The 18,679-nt window shown below is 44.6% G+C and carries 14 protein-coding genes; all 14 read left to right on the top strand.

From position 1 onward, the window contains the following. The first annotated feature begins 4 nt into the window (after positions 1-4). The 14 genes from BXP28_RS16375 to BXP28_RS16305 all read left to right on the top strand — a co-directional run bounded on the left by BXP28_RS16375 (position 5) and on the right by BXP28_RS16305 (position 18,623). Complete coding sequence (locus BXP28_RS16375) at positions 5-541, top strand: DNA-directed RNA polymerase subunit beta (protein ID WP_023484014.1); 537 nt, start codon at positions 5-7, stop codon at positions 539-541. Positions 542-634: 93 nt separating this feature from the next. Beyond that, positions 635-1,159: a CDP-alcohol phosphatidyltransferase family protein gene (locus BXP28_RS16370; RefSeq protein ID WP_024092886.1), complete on the top strand. Its 525-nt coding sequence runs from the start codon at positions 635-637 to the stop codon at positions 1,157-1,159. 167 nt (positions 1,160-1,326) lie between these two features. Continuing rightward, the gene (gene fabZ / locus BXP28_RS16365) at positions 1,327-1,758 is read left to right on the top strand and encodes a 3-hydroxyacyl-ACP dehydratase FabZ (protein ID WP_024092887.1); all 432 of its coding nucleotides are present in this window, start codon (positions 1,327-1,329) and stop codon (positions 1,756-1,758) included. A gap of 41 nt (positions 1,759-1,799) precedes the next feature. Continuing rightward, positions 1,800-3,494 carry a phospho-sugar mutase gene (locus BXP28_RS16360; protein WP_023484011.1) on the top strand — a complete coding sequence of 565 codons (1,695 nt, stop codon included), beginning with the start codon at positions 1,800-1,802 and terminating at the stop codon, positions 3,492-3,494. Between the two features lie 52 nt (positions 3,495-3,546). After that, a complete protein-coding gene (locus tag BXP28_RS16355) occupies positions 3,547-5,643 on the top strand; it encodes a DUF5693 family protein (RefSeq protein WP_023484010.1) in 2,097 nt (698 codons plus the stop codon). Beyond that, on the top strand, positions 5,619-6,725 hold the full coding sequence (gene csaB, locus BXP28_RS16350; RefSeq protein WP_036655721.1) for a polysaccharide pyruvyl transferase CsaB: 1,107 nt from the start codon (positions 5,619-5,621) through the stop codon (positions 6,723-6,725). Before BXP28_RS16355 ends, csaB begins: the two co-directional genes overlap by 25 nt. A 273-nt stretch (positions 6,726-6,998) precedes the next feature. Continuing rightward, positions 6,999-8,099 carry a glycosyltransferase family 4 protein gene (locus BXP28_RS16345; protein WP_023484008.1) on the top strand — a complete coding sequence of 367 codons (1,101 nt, stop codon included), beginning with the start codon at positions 6,999-7,001 and terminating at the stop codon, positions 8,097-8,099. A gap of 180 nt (positions 8,100-8,279) precedes the next feature. After that, on the top strand, positions 8,280-12,122 hold the full coding sequence (locus BXP28_RS16340) for an S-layer homology domain-containing protein (RefSeq protein WP_040932168.1): 3,843 nt from the start codon (positions 8,280-8,282) through the stop codon (positions 12,120-12,122). A 476-nt stretch (positions 12,123-12,598) separates the two neighbouring features. Next, on the top strand, positions 12,599-13,435 hold the full coding sequence (locus BXP28_RS16335; protein WP_158673672.1) for an S-layer homology domain-containing protein: 837 nt from the start codon (positions 12,599-12,601) through the stop codon (positions 13,433-13,435). Beyond that, positions 13,365-15,548: a hypothetical protein gene (locus BXP28_RS16330; RefSeq protein WP_036655725.1), complete on the top strand. Its 2,184-nt coding sequence runs from the start codon at positions 13,365-13,367 to the stop codon at positions 15,546-15,548. The genes BXP28_RS16335 and BXP28_RS16330 overlap by 71 nt, the downstream gene beginning before the upstream one ends. Positions 15,549-15,794: 246 nt before the next feature. Beyond that, positions 15,795-16,073, top strand: a complete 279-nt coding sequence (locus BXP28_RS16325; RefSeq protein WP_024092895.1) for an alpha/beta-type small acid-soluble spore protein — start codon at positions 15,795-15,797, stop codon at positions 16,071-16,073. 214 nt (positions 16,074-16,287) lie between these two features. After that, positions 16,288-17,493 carry a methionine adenosyltransferase gene (metK, locus tag BXP28_RS16320; protein WP_077585137.1) on the top strand — a complete coding sequence of 402 codons (1,206 nt, stop codon included), beginning with the start codon at positions 16,288-16,290 and terminating at the stop codon, positions 17,491-17,493. A gap of 514 nt (positions 17,494-18,007) precedes the next feature. After that, a complete protein-coding gene (locus BXP28_RS16310) occupies positions 18,008-18,358 on the top strand; it encodes a phosphodiester glycosidase family protein (protein ID WP_144029569.1) in 351 nt (116 codons plus the stop codon). Between the two features lie 37 nt (positions 18,359-18,395). Further along, the gene (locus BXP28_RS16305) at positions 18,396-18,623 is read left to right on the top strand and encodes a hypothetical protein (protein WP_036655726.1); all 228 of its coding nucleotides are present in this window, start codon (positions 18,396-18,398) and stop codon (positions 18,621-18,623) included. Positions 18,624-18,679: the final 56 nt, after the last annotated feature.

The following is an 18,679-nucleotide window of genomic DNA, read 5'->3' as shown; positions in this document are numbered from 1 at the left end:
TCCCATGCCGGAGCATAATAATCAGCCATCGGCTGAACGAGAACTGAATAAAAAACGGAACGAACGGGATAATGAGCCGATGGAGGAACAGGCTAACGGGGCGGGAGAGTTTCGGGCTTTGCCGGAATCCTGCCCGTTGGAGTCAACCAGTGAGAATAGGATTGCTTCGGCAGAAACCGAAAAAGAGCATACACTTTCTTCCCCAAGACGACCTAAAGAGGATAAGATTCTGAAACAGGACCAAGCATCCGAATTGGAGTCCCAGATTCCTGTTGTTATAGCGCATACCACAGAGAATGAAACATACGAAGAGCCTGAAGATGCTAAGTTGCCGAAAGATAAGAAACCGGCCGGACAACGCTCCACTGCTTCCCGGATTGCTGTCAAAACCCTAAAAATCCTGCGTATACCGCTATTATGCATCCTGGTCTTATTTATCGGTTTATGGATTGGGTATTCTGTGATAGGCAAGCAGCCGGCATCAGAAATATTCCACATCGGCACATGGAAGCATATCTTCGATTTAATCTATCAGAAATAACTGAATCGCTCCCGAAAGGGAGTTTTATTTTTATAAACAGGAAGGGTATAATGATTAAAATACAAGCTGATACGGGCAGAGAGGAGGAAAAGAGTGAATTTACCTAATACACTGACCCTGAGCCGTTTCTTCCTCATTCCTGCCTATATGTACGTGTTCTATCTGGGTTATATTAAAACTTCATTTATTATTCTCCTTCTTGCAGGGTTAACGGATATTATTGACGGGCGGATGGCCAGATCCAGGGGGCAGGTTACCCAGGTGGGAGTAATGTTGGACCCCTTGGCGGATAAATTGATGATGATAACAGTCATCATCTCCCTTGTTTTATCAGGGAGAGTTCCCTGGACGGCGGCAGCAGCTATTTTCTTCCGGGACATCGGCATGATTGTCTGCTCGGCCTTTTTTCACTTCAGGGGCAAAAAGACGGTTCCTGCCAATATAATGGGAAAGCTGACGACGGTCCTGTTCTACATTGCCATTCTGCTGGTTATCTTTGAAATCCCGCTAGCCATCCCATACCTTTGGTTTGTCATCATAGTTTCGTATATAACCTCGATTCTGTATGCTTTCCAATTTGTAACCATTAATCAGGGAGAAGAAAGTAAACTAAGCTAGGATGAACTTTTTTTGGAAAAAAAAGAGCTTGTTTACGGAGGATGATCATCATCATAACCGTAAATAAGCTCCCTTATATAAACCTTCACCTCTGCAGAAAGTGAAGGGATAGTACTAGTGTAAGTTGTCTGAAGTCATTTTATACAGGTGTGAAAGGGGATTTTTCCGTGCTGGACATTAAACAAATTCAAGAAATCATTCCTCACCGTCCGCCGTTTTTATTGGTGGACCGTATTTTGGAAGTGGAAGAGGGAAAAAGGGCTTTAGGAATAAAAAACGTGACCATGAATGAACCTTTCTTTACGGGTCATTTTCCGGACTATCCGGTTATGCCGGGCGTGTTGATTATTGAAGCACTCGCCCAAGTAGGGGCAGTGGCCATTTTAAAATCCGAAGCCAACAAGGGAAAAATTGCTCTTTTTGCCGGTATTGATCATGTACGCATCCGCCAGCAGGTTGTACCTGGGGATACGTTGACCCTTGAGCTGGAACTGACCCGCATGAGAGGGAGCTTCGGCAAAGGAAAAGGAACCGCAAAAGTGGGAGACAATGTTGTGCTTGAAGGGGAGCTAATGTTTGCATTGACCGATCCGGAATAACCTAAGGAAACCATTTCAGAAGTAAGGGGGCAGGGTAAGACATGAACTGTATCGAAGAGAATTATCAATTGTGGCTGAATGCCCCTTCCGTTGACCCGGAAACAAAACGGGAACTGGAAGGTCTGAAAGGCAATGAGAAGGAGATTGAAGACCGCTTTTATAAGGATCTCGAATTTGGTACTGGCGGCCTCCGCGGTGTGGTTGGAGCCGGAACGAACCGGATGAATATTTATACAGTAGGACGTACTACCCAGGGATTAGCCCAATATTTGCTGGAAACGGCAGGGGAATCGATATCCGCGGTCATCGCTTATGATTCCCGCCATTGTTCACCGGAATTTGCATTGGAAACGGCCCTGGTATTTGCCGGGAACGGGATAAAAGCTTTCGTTTTTGAATCTCTTCGCCCGACGCCGGAGCTCTCTTTTGCCGTCCGAAAACTGAAAGCTTCTGCGGGGATTGTCATCACAGCAAGCCACAATCCTCCTGAATATAATGGATATAAAGCATACGGGGCGGACGGAGGCCAGCTTGTGCCGAAATATGCGGAACTGGTTTTGGCCCAGGTGAAGAAAGTGGACCGGTTCGATAAAGTGAAGAAACTTTCCCGGGAAGAAGCCGAATCCAGAGGATTGCTTGAGTGGATCGGAGAACAGATAGATCAGCATTTTATTCAAGCTGTGACATCTCTCTGCCAGCATCCGGAGGTAATCAGGCAGATCAGCCCGGATTTCCGGATCATTTATACACCTTTACATGGTACCGGCAACATACCTGTCCGTAAAGCACTGAAAACCATTGGTTTTGACCAGGTCAGAGTTGTAGCAGAACAGGAAAAACCGGACCCCGACTTTCTTACAGTAAAATCACCGAACCCGGAAGAACGGGCCGCTTTCACACTGGCGCTAAAGGAAGCAAAAGAATGGGATGCGGATATTATTATAGGGACCGATCCGGATGCAGACAGGATGGGTGCTGTTATAAAAAACAGGAAGGGCGATTATATTGTCCTGACCGGAAACCAATCCGGGGCTATCCTGGCGGATTACCTGTTTCGGAGTATGAAAGAAAAAGGCACCCTCCCGGCGAATGGTGTATTGATTAACACGATCGTAACGAGTGAGATGGGGGCAGAAATTGCTAAACATTACGGTTTGTCAACCCTGAATACACTGACCGGATTCAAGTACATAGGCGAAAAAATGACCGAATTCGAACGTACAAAGGAATATACCTATGTCTTTGGCTATGAAGAAAGCTATGGATATCTCGCGGGTACTTATGCAAGGGATAAAGATGCCGTTGTGGCATCCATGCTAATCTGTGAAGCGGCCGCTTTTTATAAAAGCCAGGGGAAAACGCTGTATGATGTATTGGAAGAACTATATGCATCGTACGGATATTTTCTGGAAAGGCTGGAGTCGAGGACATTCAAGGGAAAAGACGGGGTTGAACAAATCAACCGCTTGATGGAAGAATGGAGGACAAATCCTCCGTTAAAAGCCGCGGATGTAAAAGTAACCGATATGGAAGACTACAGCCGGGGCATTAATGGACTTCCGCAAGAGAATGTATTAAAATTCAAGCTGGAGGATGGGTCCTGGTTCTGTTTGCGTCCGTCCGGGACCGAACCCAAAATTAAATTCTATATAGCAGTGAAAGGTACTTCCGCTCCCCAAGCTGCTGAACAGGTAGAGCGTCTTACAAGTTTTGTGCTTGACAGAGTGAATGCGTAGACTGCAACAGCGAACCTCTCTAAGAACTTGCCGTTGTTAGAGAGGTTTTCAAATGGGTGGACAGAATGGAGTGAATAGTTTGGTTCAATGGTATAAAAAAGGAAACACCGTATTGCGTAAGTGCCTATGGTGGTTCGTCATCATCGGACTGCTTGCCTCTTTGCCGCTTGCCTATGTGAGGTATGAGACCGAATCTTCTGCAAAACAGGTAGAGTTTGTATTTGACTACCGGAATCTTTTGGATATTGCTGATCTTCGTACGAATCCGGAACAATTCGTGCAGGACCAGCTGAAAAAAATGAAGCAAAATGGCATACATTCTTTAGCCGTATATGAAGCAACCTTGCCGGAACTTAGGGAAAGCCGCCGTATTGAACAATTCACTTCGAAAGAAGCGGCAACACTTACCCAAACCCCGGTAAAACCTGATGAAAATTTCACTTACATTTTGTTTAAGGACGCCGATACCCAAAAGCAGCTCGAACCGATGATTAAAGAAACGTTTGCTGCATATAACGTCCAGACAAAACCGTGGAGCTTCAAAAATCAGCCCGGTCTGGTTATCCAAATGAGCCAGGACGAAGCTAATCTCAAACCGATGGACCCTGATCCGATAACACTTAAAATGTTGAAAGACGAAGGCTTCAATATTGTGGCCCGCCTTTCCAACAAACGTCCTTTTGATGAGAAAAAGATGGATGCTCTCCTTAAGGATTTATCCGGGTATGGGGTTAGCCGCATTGTAGTAGATGGCGAATCCATGCCGGGTTATGATTCTGCAAAAGGCGGGGAAAATAAGAATAATCTCGAAACGATGGCCAAGCTTATGAACAAATATCACATGGGTACGGCTACTGTCGAGATTATTGTGAAAGAACAGCCTAAAGGCTTCGATACTATCGCCAAAGAAACAAACTATAACGTGGTACGGTTACATTCTTTCTCCGAGAAAGACAGTGAAAAATTAATGGAAAATGTACCGTACGCTAAAATGAAAGACAATATCCAGACCGTTGCTGACCGGTTCGTGCTTGCCGTAAAGGACAGAAACATCCGGATGGTATTCCTGCATGCGAAACCGGTGCGGAATATAGATAACGGTACGATCAAAGATCCGCTGGACAACTTGTACAAAACGCTTACCGGCAAGGACGGGGCTATTAAGCGGATTGAACATGACGGGTTTAAGATGGATAAAGCCCATGCCTTTATCAACAATACCTTTGATGGAATCGGCCGGACGATCTGCAGCTTGCTCGTATTACTTGGAGGAGTGAGCCTGATCACCCTTTTGGTTTCCTATTTCTTCCCTTGGTCCGCACTAGCGGTGTTTGTCATCGGCTTGATCGGGACATTAGGGCTGAATGTATTATCTAACCATATCTATTCGATGGTTATGGCTCTTGGTACGGCGGTCAGCGCCCCGAGTTTGGCTGTTATGGTCGCCATACGTTCAGTACGTACGGGACAGGTTGCCAAATCAAAATCCGCTGTAGGTTTTGCCATATGGACACTGATTAAATCAACCTTGATTTCAGCAATCGGAATTCTGTATGTAGTGGCCTTGCTGAACAGCATTGTATATTATCTGCTGCTAGAGCAATTCCGCGGTGTAGGCTTGCTTCATCTTCTGCCGATTGCTATCGTGGCGCTTTATCTCCTGTTCTTTAGCGAAGACTTGAGTTTCCGCGGTAAAATTGACCGGATGAAAGGTATGCTTGCCTTCAATATCAATGTATTGTGGGTAGCTGTTGCTGCTATTGCCGGCGTTGCTGCTATGTACTACCTGTCCCGGACGGGGAATGAAGGCCAAGTTTCCGGAATCGAGCGGACGTTCCGTGCGTTCCTGGAAAATACGATCGGCGTTCGCCCGCGGAACAAAGAGTTTCTGCTGGCCCACCCTTTGTTCATCCTGGGAGCCTATTTGGCGGTGCGTTATAAGCATGCCGTCTACTTGTTCATTGTAGGGGTTATTGGACAGCTTTCCATCGTGGATACTTTTGCGCATCTGCATACCCCTCTGATGATTTCAGGTATCCGGGTTGGCATCGGATTGGTATTTGGTATTATAATCGGACTGATATTGGTCGGGTGCTGCGAAATTGTATTAGGGAGCTGGAAGAAATGGGCGCCGAAGCTAAAAGATTAGTCTTGTCAGGTTATTATGGCTTTGGCAATAGCGGAGATGAGGCTGTTCTTCAATCTATCCTGCTTGCGTTGAAGCAGCAGGGGGAGGTCTGGGGTATTCCGATTCATCCGGTTGTTCTTTCGGCAAATCCGGAACAGACCAGTAAAATGTACGGTGTGGAAGCTTTCCACCGTATGAAGCCGGTTCAGGTATGGAATGCCCTCCGGTCGAGTGACGGTTTAATCAGCGGGGGAGGCAGTTTGCTGCAGGATGCAACGAGTTCCAAGACCATTCCTTATTATCTGGCCATCATTAAGCTGGCCCAATGGCAGAATAAACCGGTGTTTGTCTATTCACAAGGAGTGGGGCCGGTTCATAACCATAAATTTTACAATTGGATTCGTTCCACATTGGACAGATGTGCTTACATCTCTGTGCGCGACCGGGAATCAGCACAACTGCTCGGCGAGATGCGCCTTCCGGCGGAGCGTATAGCCGTTGTGCCCGACCCGGTCATGGGGCTGCCCCTCCGGACTGAAACAGGTCCTGGCTCCCGTGAAGAAGTACCGATTGTTGGAGTTTCGGTACGCTTTTGGAATCAGGATCGGTCCGAGCTGGAGGCCCTGGCCGGGGCGCTGGGGCAGCTGCACGCTGAGACAGGTATAAAGCTGCGGTTTCTGCCGTTCCACCTGCCTTCCGATACGGAAGCATCGGAGTACGTGATGGAACGGCTGAGCCCGGAAGCCCGCGGGCCAGCGGCAATTGTCGCGGGCATCACGCATCCGCAGGACATGTTGGCCGAAGTAAGCGCCTGTGATCTTCTCATCGGCATGCGGCTTCACTCGCTGATCTATGCCGCTTCGCAGTACGTGCCGATGATTGGCATTTCATATGATCCGAAGATCGATCATTTCCTGAACCGCCTTGGCATGCAAGTAGCCGCATCTACAGCTGCTTTCAACCCGGGCAAGGTAGTCCGGGAAGCATTGGAATTGCTGCAAAACCGCAAAACCTGGGTAGAGAAGAAAACAGCCGCCATTCAAAAGCTTAAAGAAGAATCGCATGAACCGGCAAAGCAGATTGCCGCATTTCTCGCAAAGTAGGCAATCTTTTATAAAACTGCTATAATGGGCGATAGACGGAGTTTACGATGGCCTTCTTCATGTTCGGATATTTGTTGAAGGGAATAGACAAGTACATCAAATTATTAGAGAGAAAGAAAAATGGTGAAATCATTATATAACCTGGGGAAATGGACTAAATCTGTCTGTTTTCAGGTGAAAACAATCATGGTGTTTTCCGAGCATCTCGAAGTATAATTTTGTCGGCAGGAATGGAGTGGAACTGCAGACAAAGAGGGGTTGTGAAAGAAAAAAATGTATGCATTCAATGTTATAGGGTTTATTGTAGCGTGCCTGTTTGCCCTGCTGCTTACACCGCTGGTGAAGAAATTCGCTTTTTGGGTAGGAGCAGTGGACGCGCCCAATCATCGTAAGGTACATACGAGGATTATGCCGCGCCTCGGAGGCCTTGCTATCTTTATTGCATTTGTCGGAGCTTATTGTGTTATTTCTCCCGTAATTGGCGCCTTTCATACTGAGGCAACGATTCCTATGCTGCTTGGCGGTTTCGTCATTGTATTAACAGGAGCGCTGGATGACCGCTTCGAACTGTCTCCGAAGATGAAGCTTCTGGGACAGCTTATCGCGGCAATTATGGTGGTAGTGTCCGGTCTTCAAATCGACGTAGTTAAGATTCCTTTTACGGGCAGTGAATGGGTAATCCCGAATGTCATCAGCATTCCTCTGACGATCATTTGGATCATCGGTGTATCGAATGCTATTAACCTCATTGACGGACTGGACGGACTTTCTGCCGGGGTGTCGGGAATTGCGACAGCTACTATGATGGTCCTGGCCATCATGATGCCGGAACCAACGGTCGTCCTATTCTCTGTTATCCTGCTTGGAAGTATTGTAGGATTTCTGTTCTACAACTTCCATCCGGCCAAAATCTTTATGGGTGACTCGGGAGCGCTTTTCCTGGGCTATGCCTTAGCTACATTATCGATCATGGGCTTCAAGCAGGCCGCGGTATTGTCGCTGCTTACCCCGATCCTGATTCTGGGTGTGCCGCTATCAGACACATTCTTCGCCATTGTACGGCGTTATGTGAATAAAAAGCCGATTTCAGTTGCCGACAAGAATCACTTGCATCACTGTTTGCTCCAGCTTGGTTTTTCACATCGAACTACGGTGCTGATAATTTACGGAATTGCTCTTTTCTTCGGCGGGTGTGCGATTCTGTTCAACCAGGTAGGTCAATGGTGGGCTGTGGCAGGAGTAGTCGTACTGAGCGTGATCCTGATTGTAGGAGCCGAAGCTATCGGAATTATCAGCAAGAGCCGCAAGCCGGTGTTGGGTCTATTGCAAAAAATGAGAATGAAAGATTCTTTAAACAGCAGATTACCGAAATAATTTCTATTATATTCATACAAATTCAAGTCCTATCCTCCCAGAGGGTAGGATTTTTTATGCTTTTTTTCCTAGCCCGCTAAAAATTTTGGGTCTAAGTGCCGATATCAAAAGTACGTGATCGTTCAGATTTTCGTAAAATTTTGCCATTCACGATATTTATTTGCACAAGGAGGAAGTGTAGTGAACAGGAAATTTCGTAAGCTGATCCACTTGACGATGATCCTGGCCTTGATGTTATCCCTCCTTCCCGCTCTGCCGGCTTCTGCCGCTCCGACCATCAAGATTTTGAACATGTATACGGACACGACAGACGGGAAGCCGACGAACGAGAATCAAGTCACAAGGGTAACCAAGAATCCGGTTCAGATCAAAGCAAGTATTCAGGATATCAGTGAGTCACAGATCAGTACCATTTATTACGAACTGACAAATATGTCTACAGGTAAAACTACTGTGGTGAATACCGTTAAGCCTTCCAAGATAGGACCGAACGAAATTACGTTTGATAACGTAACATTGACCGAAGGACTTAACAAAGTGGTAGTGATTATGGGAGATACCAACAAACTGGTCTCTGCACCGGGATGGATTACCTATACTCCGACCACAAACCTGACCGACTTCAAAATCAATAATGAAGAGATGGTTGAAGGTAAAATGTACCCCGGCAACCGCAATAACCTGAAAGCCGGCGTTACGGCTGTGGATATTAAAGCCAAAGTCAGCAATGCCGATACGGTAAAAGCGAATGTCGAGGGCAGCGGCAAGGTAAAAATAGGCGTCATCAACCGCCGTGACGGCAACGTCTATTTCCGTGCGGATGACAAGACGAAGTATGCTTGTGATTCTTCAGGGGATCTTTGTCTGCGCCCAGGGGACAACAAGCTTAATTTTGTCTCCGAAAATGCCTCCAATTCTTACTATACAACCAAAAGCTTTGTGTATGACAACGGGAAACCGTTTGCCTTTAATGTAAGTGCAACAGCAGGCGGGAAAACGGCCAAATTGGTGGATACTCCGACTTTTGATAAGAAAGACATAACATTCAGCGCAAGCCTGAAAGTGGATTATGATACTGGAACGGCTCTGAAATACGATAAGGGAAGTATTTCCCTGAACGGTCTGCTTATTGCTGACGGATTGAACTTTAACGATCCTTCTGCCGTAAATCTGCCTGGTGTTACTTTTACGAAGAACAGCAGCCTCTCCCGTTCCGGGGAATATGCCGTCTTTGATGTAAAGGTTACAGTAGATGCGGCCAAATGGAATGAAAAAGCCAATCCGCAAGCCGTGAACTTTAGTTTTGCAGACAGTTCCAACCGTCTGCCTAAAATCGATTCCACCTATAACTTTAATTATGTTGATGGGAAGCTCGCCTATATCACCGATGTAAAAATGGTAATAGGCCAAAATTCCAAGACCAAGGAAGATATTGAAGTTTCCTTAAGTGAAACCAGTACGAACGAAATCAATGAGCTTCCGGTAAAGCTGAATATCTACGCCAATGCCAACACAGCTAAAGTGAAAGCTGTTGTGGACGGTAAAGAGACCGAGCTGACCAAGCAAGGCGACAAATTTGTTTACACTCTGGACAATCTGACGGACGGCCTGAAAGAATTAACGCTTACTCCGATTGACGGTTCCGGTAATCCGAACAACTCCGGATTCAAGAAGTACAGTATCCAGATCAACAATGCTCCGTACATTATTGCTCACCAGATCACCAGTCCGGGCAATACGGGAATCGTTATCGGCGACCCGAAAGAGCTTCAGTGTGACGGACAAGCTTACTGCATCTCGGGGAAAGTGGTGAATTTCGATCCGAGCGGAACGAATAACTACGTAGAGATGTATCTGAATGATAAAATGATCCGCCTGAACGTGGACAAAGACACATGGACATTTAAAGCAGACTTGAATGAGTTTGTTAAGCAATACGGGAAAAATGATCCTAATGTAACCATCGATGACTTTTTCCATGAAGGCAAAAATGAAATCAAATTCAATATCTATGTGGACGGACGCAAAATTACAACCTCCACGCACAATGTCATCCTGGTATCCAATGATGCTCCGTTGATTACTTCCTTTGCACCGGATGCGGATGATAATGTATTCAGTCCCGGACAATATCCGGACTCTTATGTAACGAACCAGAAAACCGTGAAATTCAAAGGAAAGTATGCCCTTGAAAAGAACGGTACCCTGACTATGAAAGTCCGTTACAAAAACGGGGGCTCCTCAGAGTATATGCAGATTCCTGTGAAAGGCGGCACGGCTGCGATCAGCGGAAACGATGTGATCAATACCGTAAGCCAGACTTCAGAGGCAGGGAACTATTTTACAAGCAATCTGCAGTCAGGCAGTGATTTCTATACCAATGAAATCAAGCTGGCTGCTAACGGGGAAACGATTATCGAATTCCAGCTGGTAAACAGCGGAAACGTCACGGTGACAAAAACGATAACGATCGCCCGCCAAAATTCGGCATTCGTAATTAAGAAACCTCTGCTCACTTACAACAGCAACAAAGAACTACAGGCTAACATCAACAGCAATTTTTATCAGATTGAGATTGAAGCCGAAGGTGCGGACAGCATTACGTACAATAAAGATACGATTGCCAAAAATCCGGCTAATCCGAACCTGTTTAAGTTCGAAGCCAGAGATCTGAAGGCCGGCAAGAATACGATTAAATTCACTGTCAACCGCGGCAAGGATAAAGTGAACGGTTCTTTCGTCCTGTACAATACCAATACGCCTGTACAGGGTGCCCAGTACTTAACTGACCTGAAAACGAACCTGAATGTGTTTGACAATAATATCAAGCTTAAATTTGATAAAGATACCAATCTGATGCGGTATAAACCAACCTCCGAGCATGAACAGTTCATCACAAATGAACGCAAGCTGTTCTTCGGTATCGCCGATTCGGAAGATGGCCGCGTCGATAAAATGGATCATGCACCGAACGATTACGCAAGATCCCTGATTATGAACAAGTCCTTAACGGACTCCTTCAGCCCGGCCAGTGACTTGTATATAATCGATAGCGGTGTGATCGGAGAGAGAGGTCCTAAAGAGGACAAGCAGGAATACCTGGAAAAAGGATTGAAAGGCCGGGGACAAGACCCTTATGATGGGGATGCGGCTTATTTCTCCAGAAATGTAGAAGATACCGTAGTACCGACAAAACGGGGAACTTTAACCCTGAAATACAACAAAAACATCCGGGATGATGCCTGGAAGTACATTACCGTTTTCTACTTTGATACGTACGAACGTTATGACTCCATGACCGACCGCAAATGGGTGAACCTGGGCGGAGTCGTGGATACCAAGTCCAAGACGATTACGGTTCCTTTCGATAAATTTGGATATTATCAGGTCATGTATATGGGCAAAGGATTTGATGATATTACCGGACACCCATGGGCAAGAGATATCCTGGATATGCTGTTCTCCAAGGGCATTATGAAGAATACATCTCCGTATTCCTTTGGACCGAATGAATCCGTAACGCGCGGTGAGTTTGTATCCATGCTGGTGAAGATCTTTGAAATTCCGCTGGATTATGATGGCGCTCCAACCTTCTACGATGTGCCTAAGCGGGACCCTTCCGAAACGGACGTTTACGATTACAAGTACATTGAAACCGCGGCCCGTGTCGGTATTGTCCGGGGTACGGGAGGCAACCGTTTTAGTCCTGACGGATTGCTGACCCGCCAGGATGCTGCCATTATGATTGCCAAGGCGTCCAACGCTAAGATAAACAATGATCCGGATAAAGTTTTGGCAAGTTTGCAGAAGATGTTTACGGATGCCAATGAGATCGATTACTATGCGAGAACCAGTGTTGAAGCCATTGCGAAGAGCAAACTGATCTCGGGTAAACCGAATGTAATGCTTCCCGGAGACAAGAAAGAAACGTTCCGTTTTGACCCGCTGGAAACGATGACCCGGGCAGAAGCAGGTGCCGTAGCTAATAACGTCATGAAACAGCAAAACAAAGTACCGAAATAATGTTTTTACAGGTTGGGCACACCTTATTTGCAAAATTGGGTGTGCCTTCATATAAGTTTGGTATATTAAGGATAATAAAATGAAATAATTAAATATGTTGCTCAGCAACTTTTTACAAAAATATACAAAATGAAAAAAATCGATCATTTTTTTTGAATTTCGAGCAACTTTTTTAAAAAACTTGCGTCTAATACTATGGAAGAACCAAGATGACCCACAATAAACAAGATATTGTCGAAAATATCCTTTACGGACTAGGATAGTCATTGTATAATGTGAGGGATAGTTTTAGGTCTAATTTCATCTGGTTTAGTTAAAAATCACTAGATTCTTATCCAAATCTAGTACTTTGGTTAGCCAATATTGAAGCTCTGAACTCTGGAAGGGGGGTGAATCGGCAGATGAGGAATATGGGCTCCGCTATTTCCAATAATACCCAAAACGAGAAACAATCCCGAGGAGGAGAAAAAAAGGTTATGAAGAAAAGTTTATCCGTAATTGTTTCCAGCGCTATGGCATTATCCATGTTTTCTTCCGTAGCGTTTGGTGCGAAAATTGATGATTTTAAAGATTTAAAAGATCTGAGTGCAAAAGATAAAGCAAAATTTGCTGCAATGATCGATGCAAACATTCTGCACGGTCTGACTTCCGACTACTTTGGCCTGTACGAAGCAACTAACCGTGCCCAATTTGCAAGGGTTGCTGCTGATGTATTCAAACTGAAAGTGGATACTTCCCTTGAGAAATCCAGTTTCTCCGATGTGAGCAAGGAAGATCCTGCCAACGGTTATGCCCTTCCTTACATTGAAGCTGCTAAAGATAACGGCATTGCCGCAGGTTACGAAGACGGAACCTACCGTCCGGATAAAACCCTGACCAAAGAAGAATTAGCTACTCTTCTCGTGAAAGGCCTGGGCTTTAAAGATGAAGCTGAAGCAGCTACAGGTAGTGACCCTTCCGTATCCGACTGGGCACAAGGTTACGTAAAAGTTGCTGTTGAAAAAGGAATTATGAACAACGATACCAACGGTATGTTCAATGGTCAACAGCTTGTTAACCGTTACATGCTTGTAACAAGCACTTATCCTGTTTTTGAAAAGAACTATCAGCAAATCGTTATTGAAGGTGCCAAGGTAACAGTAAATAGCGATGATACAGCCACTGTAACAGGTACAGCTAAAAATGCCATAACGGTTAAAGTAACAGTTGGCGACACAACCAAAGAAGTACAAGTGAAAGAAGATGGAACTTTCTCTTATACTACTGATAAGCTTCCTACAGGAGATACTACTATATTCTCTGGTTGCTTATAACGGTGAAAACAAATCGGCTCAGGTTGACCTTGTAGCAACTATTGGAGAAGCTGCTGTTAACAGCGTAACCATGCTTAACGAAAAAACAGCTGAAGTAAAATTGAATAAATCCATTGGTGATGTAACACGCGAAAACATCGTAGTTAAGCAAAAAGACGGCGAGCGTCAATATGTTCAGGCAGTAAAATGGGATGAAAACAAACAAGTTGCAACCTTGACTTTCTTCAACGATCTGCCTAATAACAAAGATTTTACAATCGAGCTGAAATCCGGATCTTCAGTAGCCAAAGGTGAATTCAAAGTTGCGATTACAGAAGTAAGTTCTATCGTTCTTAATGACATGACAGTTCCTGTTGACTCCCCAACCCCAATCGAATATAAGGTATTGGATGCTAACGGAGTTGATATTACGGCATCAACAAAGGTTACACTCAACTCTACTAAACCCGATGTTATTGTCGATAACAAGATCACCCTTGCTAAAGATGATGTAGTGTTTGTTCAAGCTGAAGCTACCAAAAAAGACGGTTCCAAAGTCCTGTCTAAACAAATTCGTGTTGTAGCTGAGGGAACTGAAGCTGTAACGCTTGATAAATTTACAATTGCTGCTAAAGGTTCTGCGGATTTCGATTCTCCAAATACGTTTATAACCGAAGATAAGTCGGACCAGTTCATTCAAATTCAGGTTAAAGACAAATTCGGCAAAGAAGCTACTACTCAAGGTGCAAGGTTTGAGTCTCTAAATAAAGATGTAGCTCTTGTAGACCGCAGCACTGGTGCTATTACTCCTATTAAACCTGGAAAAGTAGATGTCCGTGTCAAGGTAGGAGCGGTAGACCAAGTTGTTTCATTTGAAGTGGGTGCTAAGGCAGTAGCTAAAACCATAGAATTGGATAAGTCTTCCATTCTAATCTCTACGGCAGCTCCTACAGAAACGGTTAACATTGTAGTAAAAGACCAGTATGGAAATGAATTCAAGAAAGATGAATTAGCTGCTATTTCCAAAGACACTAACGTTGCTAAAGCTGACCTTGATAAAAATAAAAATCTTGTAATTGAAGCAGTTAACTCCGGTGCAACAACAGTTGAAGTAAAACTTGGGGATATTACCCGTACCGTAACGGTCGAAGTGAAACAACCAGGTGCTGTTGCATCCTATAAACTTGAAGGTTTTGTAAAAGAACTGGATCAATATAAAGGAAAAGACAACGAAAATATTGACCAAATGACTTTGAATGTAGCAGGTTATGACGAAAATGGAGTCAAGGCAGTAGCTGATGTTAAAGCAGAATATACTGTTACAGATAAAGATGGTAAAGAAGTGGAGAAAGAGGTAAATAATAACAAAATCGAAGCTAAAAACCTTACAGCTGGTGAAACCTATACGTTAACCGTAAAAGTAGGCACATTAACTGTAGCAACTGAATCTTTCAAAGTAATTAATACAGAAGTTAAAGCTGTATATGGATTCAACCGTATTAAAGACGCAATTACAGTTAAGGAAAGTAAAGATTTAATTGAAACTCTTAATGCAGAAAATAGAACTGCATTTGAGATTGTTAAAGACGGAGTTTCTATTGAAAATGCAAAAATTCAATCTCTTAAGTTTTTCTCTGACAACTCAGAAGTAGTAGCTTCAGCTAAAGACGGAGCAAAAAAAGCTGAGTTGAAAGCAGACGGAACAGCTAGCATCTTAATTACTGAAGTTACCGTGGAATTAAATAATGAGCCCGAACAAACAATCACTACAAATTCCTTGATGGAAGTAAATGTGAAATCCCATGCAGCAGAACTTGAAAAAGCAAAAGCAGCAGCGATGACCAAAATTGAAAATGCGGAGAAAAGTGTTAATGAATCAAGTGAAAAAGCTGATAACGCAGTAAAAGATGCCCAAAAAGCATACGATGAAGCTATACCGGAACAAAAAGAGGCCGCTAAAAAGGAACTTGATGCTAAAAGTGCTATTTTCAGACAAGTAGAAAAAGAAGCAACGAAAGTATCTGAAGCAAAAATTGCTTATGAAAAAGCTACAACAGTCGATGCTGTAAAAGCAGAAGTTGCAAAAGCTGTAAAAGCTGCAGAAGATGCTGGTAATCTTGTTAAAAACCTTTAATTTTTAAACTAAAGAACTCGTTCTTTATAAAGAATGGGTTCTTTTTTCTATTCATGGTACTTTTAATGGACAAAGTTTTCTGCAGTACCGATATATTTTCTATTTATAAATAAATTGTGCTGGGACATTACGCTTTATACCCCAGTCCCAAAACAAAATTTACCCGCCCTAACAAAAACTCTACAGATTGGCCTCCCGGGACTGGATGCATACTAATGGCATACCACAAGAAGGAGGTTTTTATGTATGGCCCGAAATCAAAAAGTGGTTCCCGAGTCGCATCAGGCTTTAGATGCGCTCAAGTATGAAATTGCCGCGGAGTTGGGGCTTCCGGTGGGAAAGAATAAGCCGGGATTTTATGGGAATGCCGACGCGGAATTTGCTTCTGAATTGGGCTCCGTATCGCTGTCTTCGACAAAAGAAGATTACTGGGGACATATTACATCCAGAGATGCCGGAGCAGTAGGCGGAACGATTACCCAAAGGCTAATACGGAAAGCGGAAGAAACCTTGTTTACCCTGTGAATTCATCGCTTCTTTTTAATTGACATTAATGGACAAATCAAGTACTATTACTCCAGAAGGTCACTGACAAAAACCTTTTCCGATCAGGGAAAAGGTTCATTTTTTGATAACACCTTTTGCAAAATTCGGGCCTTCAACAGGAAGGCGGCTTTGCCGTTCTTGTGTAGCACTGAACGAAGTTCTACATATTATAGGCAATTAGGAGGTTGATGACATGGCACTTACACACGGTCGTCGTTTGTTTACATCTGAATCTGTGACAGAGGGTCATCCGGATAAGATCTGTGACCAAATTTCGGATTCTGTCCTGGACGCGTTTTTAGCTAACGACCCGAACGCACGTGTAGCTTGTGAAGTATCGGTTGCAACTGGATTGGTACTGGTTATCGGAGAGATTACGTCCCGTTCCGAATATGTGGACATTCAAGCCATCGCCAGACAAACCATCAAAGATATAGGATACACACGGGCAAAGTATGGTTTTGACTCTCAGACCTGCTCGGTACTTGTATCACTGAACGAACAGTCCCCGGACATTGCCCAGGGCGTGAATCAGGCACTGGAAGCAAGAGAAGGGCAAATGACAGATGATGAGATTGAGGCAATCGGAGCCGGAGACCAGGGGCTCATGTTTGGTTTTGCCGTTAATGAGACTCCTGAACTGATGCCGCTGCCTATTTCCATTTCCCATCAACTCGCACGCCGCTTGACGGAAGTGAGAAAGAACGGAACACTGCCTTATCTTCGCCCCGACGGAAAAACTCAGGTTACTGTAGAGTACGAGGGAGATAAGCCGGTTCGGGTTGACACCATTGTTGTCTCTACCCAACATGCGGAAGATGTTACTTTAGAGCAAATTCAAGCCGATATCCATGAGCATGTCATCAAGCCGATTGTGCCTGAACAGTTTTTGGATACGGAAACCAAATATTTCATTAACCCGACAGGCCGTTTCGTAATTGGAGGTCCTCAAGGGGATGCCGGTTTGACCGGACGTAAAATTATTGTCGACACATACGGTGGTTATGCCCGCCATGGCGGTGGTGCGTTCTCCGGTAAGGACCCGACTAAGGTGGACCGTTCCGGTGCTTACGCGGCTCGCTACGTGGCTAAGAACATTGTTGCAGCCGGACTGGCGGACAAATGTGAAGTTCAATTGGCCTACGCTATCGGTGTAGCCAGACCGGTGTCTATTAATGTAGACACATTCGGTACAGGCAAAGTGAGTGAAGAGAAGCTCGTAAAGCTGATCCGCAAGCACTTCGACCTTCGTCCGGCAGGTATTATCAAGGAGCTGGATCTGCGCCGTCCGATTTACCGCCAAACTGCCGCATACGGCCATTTTGGACGTACCGATGTAGATCTTCCATGGGAACGTACGGATAAAGCCGATTTGCTGAAAAAAGAAGCAGGACTATAATCCTATCTAAATAATAAAAAAAGATTCACTCCAAGCTGGGTGAATCTTTTTTATATGACTATTTTTGCCGATATAAATAGGATAAAGCCATAATTTCAGGACTTTAGTCACTGTATAACTATGAGTCTAATAGAATAGAAGAAAATGCAGGTGGTTTCCCGGGAGCCCGTTACTTCGGCGGAAGCGCGGCCGATTACGTCCGTACTCATTTGAAGCAAGGAGATCCGATAAAGGCAGACTATGATATTGTGGGGCAGGACAGCTGCAAAGGTTATAGTGCGTCTGATTTTAAAATGATGATCGGGGGCATACTATTCTCGTTGAAAACGGAAAGACCGCATCATTTTCCTTGGATGCATCCTCTCTTGGAGGATACCGTTCCAGAACAGCCATCGGCTATTCAACTGACCGGAAAAAAGTTATTGGATCACGTACGTAAGAAACGGGAACAGTGACGGCATGATTTTAAAGGAACTCCAGCAATTCATGGTCCAGCTTGGGGGGCTATAAAAGAATGAATCTTGATGGAGGAGGTTCGACGCAAATGGTATCCCGTCCCCTTGGCAGCAATGCGGTCAGCTTGTCCAACCAAACCGAATACGGGACTGAGCGGAAAGTAGTTGATGGAATAGGTATTTGGTCAACGGCGCTGAAAGGTCAGGCTAAAGGACTCATAATTCACGGTGATAACGAACTATTTATGTATGAGCGGGGAAAATATACCTTAGCGGATATGACGAATATTATAATCCTCTTAAATCGGAAGATAAAGCCTGACGGGTCTCTTTCCAACCCGGTTGGAAAATTCGAGGGAAACGGATTTATTCCTGTCAAATCTGGTGATACCGATATAACGGCGCGGTGAAGGGTCTCAGAGCACGAAGGAAGAAATGTGGTATGACATGGATAACCGCTCTGTCCTGACAACAATCCGGGGGTATCCTAGTGAAGTAATCGGCAGGGTAGATATTGTGAAAGAACCGTCCGGAAATGAGGTTTTAGGCCTGACTTATGATTTTACTGGAGGGACCGGAACGAAAGCGGTCTATGCTGTCTTTAATCAGGGGGCAGGTTCTCAAATCGGGGGATTCTTATCAAATTATTCTGGAGTAGGAATTTTATCACTGTAATCTTTTAAAATATGTTACTATAAAAAAACAGAAGATTACCGTGATAGAAGGAGATT

Origin of the sequence: Paenibacillus larvae subsp. larvae (assembly GCF_002003265.1) — a bacterium.
Taxonomy (GTDB): Bacteria; Bacillota; Bacilli; order Paenibacillales; family NBRC-103111; genus Paenibacillus_H; species Paenibacillus_H larvae.
The sequence above is the reverse complement of the archived record's forward strand: the minus strand, read 5'-3'. Positions and strand labels throughout refer to the sequence as shown.

Coding starts and splice junctions, on each gene's coding strand:
- BXP28_RS16355 (WP_023484010.1), top strand. CDS start 3,547: ATGGGTGGACAGAATGGAGTGAATAGTTTGGTTCAATGGTATAAAAAA.
- BXP28_RS16375 (WP_023484014.1), top strand. CDS start 5: ATGCCGGAGCATAATAATCAGCCATCGGCTGAACGAGAACTGAATAAA.
- BXP28_RS16335 (WP_158673672.1), top strand. CDS start 12,599: ATGAAGAAAAGTTTATCCGTAATTGTTTCCAGCGCTATGGCATTATCC.
- BXP28_RS16360 (WP_023484011.1), top strand. CDS start 1,800: ATGAACTGTATCGAAGAGAATTATCAATTGTGGCTGAATGCCCCTTCC.
- BXP28_RS16310 (WP_144029569.1), top strand. CDS start 18,008: ATGAATCTTGATGGAGGAGGTTCGACGCAAATGGTATCCCGTCCCCTT.
- csaB (WP_036655721.1), top strand. CDS start 5,619: ATGGGCGCCGAAGCTAAAAGATTAGTCTTGTCAGGTTATTATGGCTTT.
- BXP28_RS16325 (WP_024092895.1), top strand. CDS start 15,795: ATGGCCCGAAATCAAAAAGTGGTTCCCGAGTCGCATCAGGCTTTAGAT.
- BXP28_RS16330 (WP_036655725.1), top strand. CDS start 13,365: ATGGAACTTTCTCTTATACTACTGATAAGCTTCCTACAGGAGATACTA.
- metK (WP_077585137.1), top strand. CDS start 16,288: ATGGCACTTACACACGGTCGTCGTTTGTTTACATCTGAATCTGTGACA.
- BXP28_RS16345 (WP_023484008.1), top strand. CDS start 6,999: ATGTATGCATTCAATGTTATAGGGTTTATTGTAGCGTGCCTGTTTGCC.
- BXP28_RS16305 (WP_036655726.1), top strand. CDS start 18,396: ATGGATAACCGCTCTGTCCTGACAACAATCCGGGGGTATCCTAGTGAA.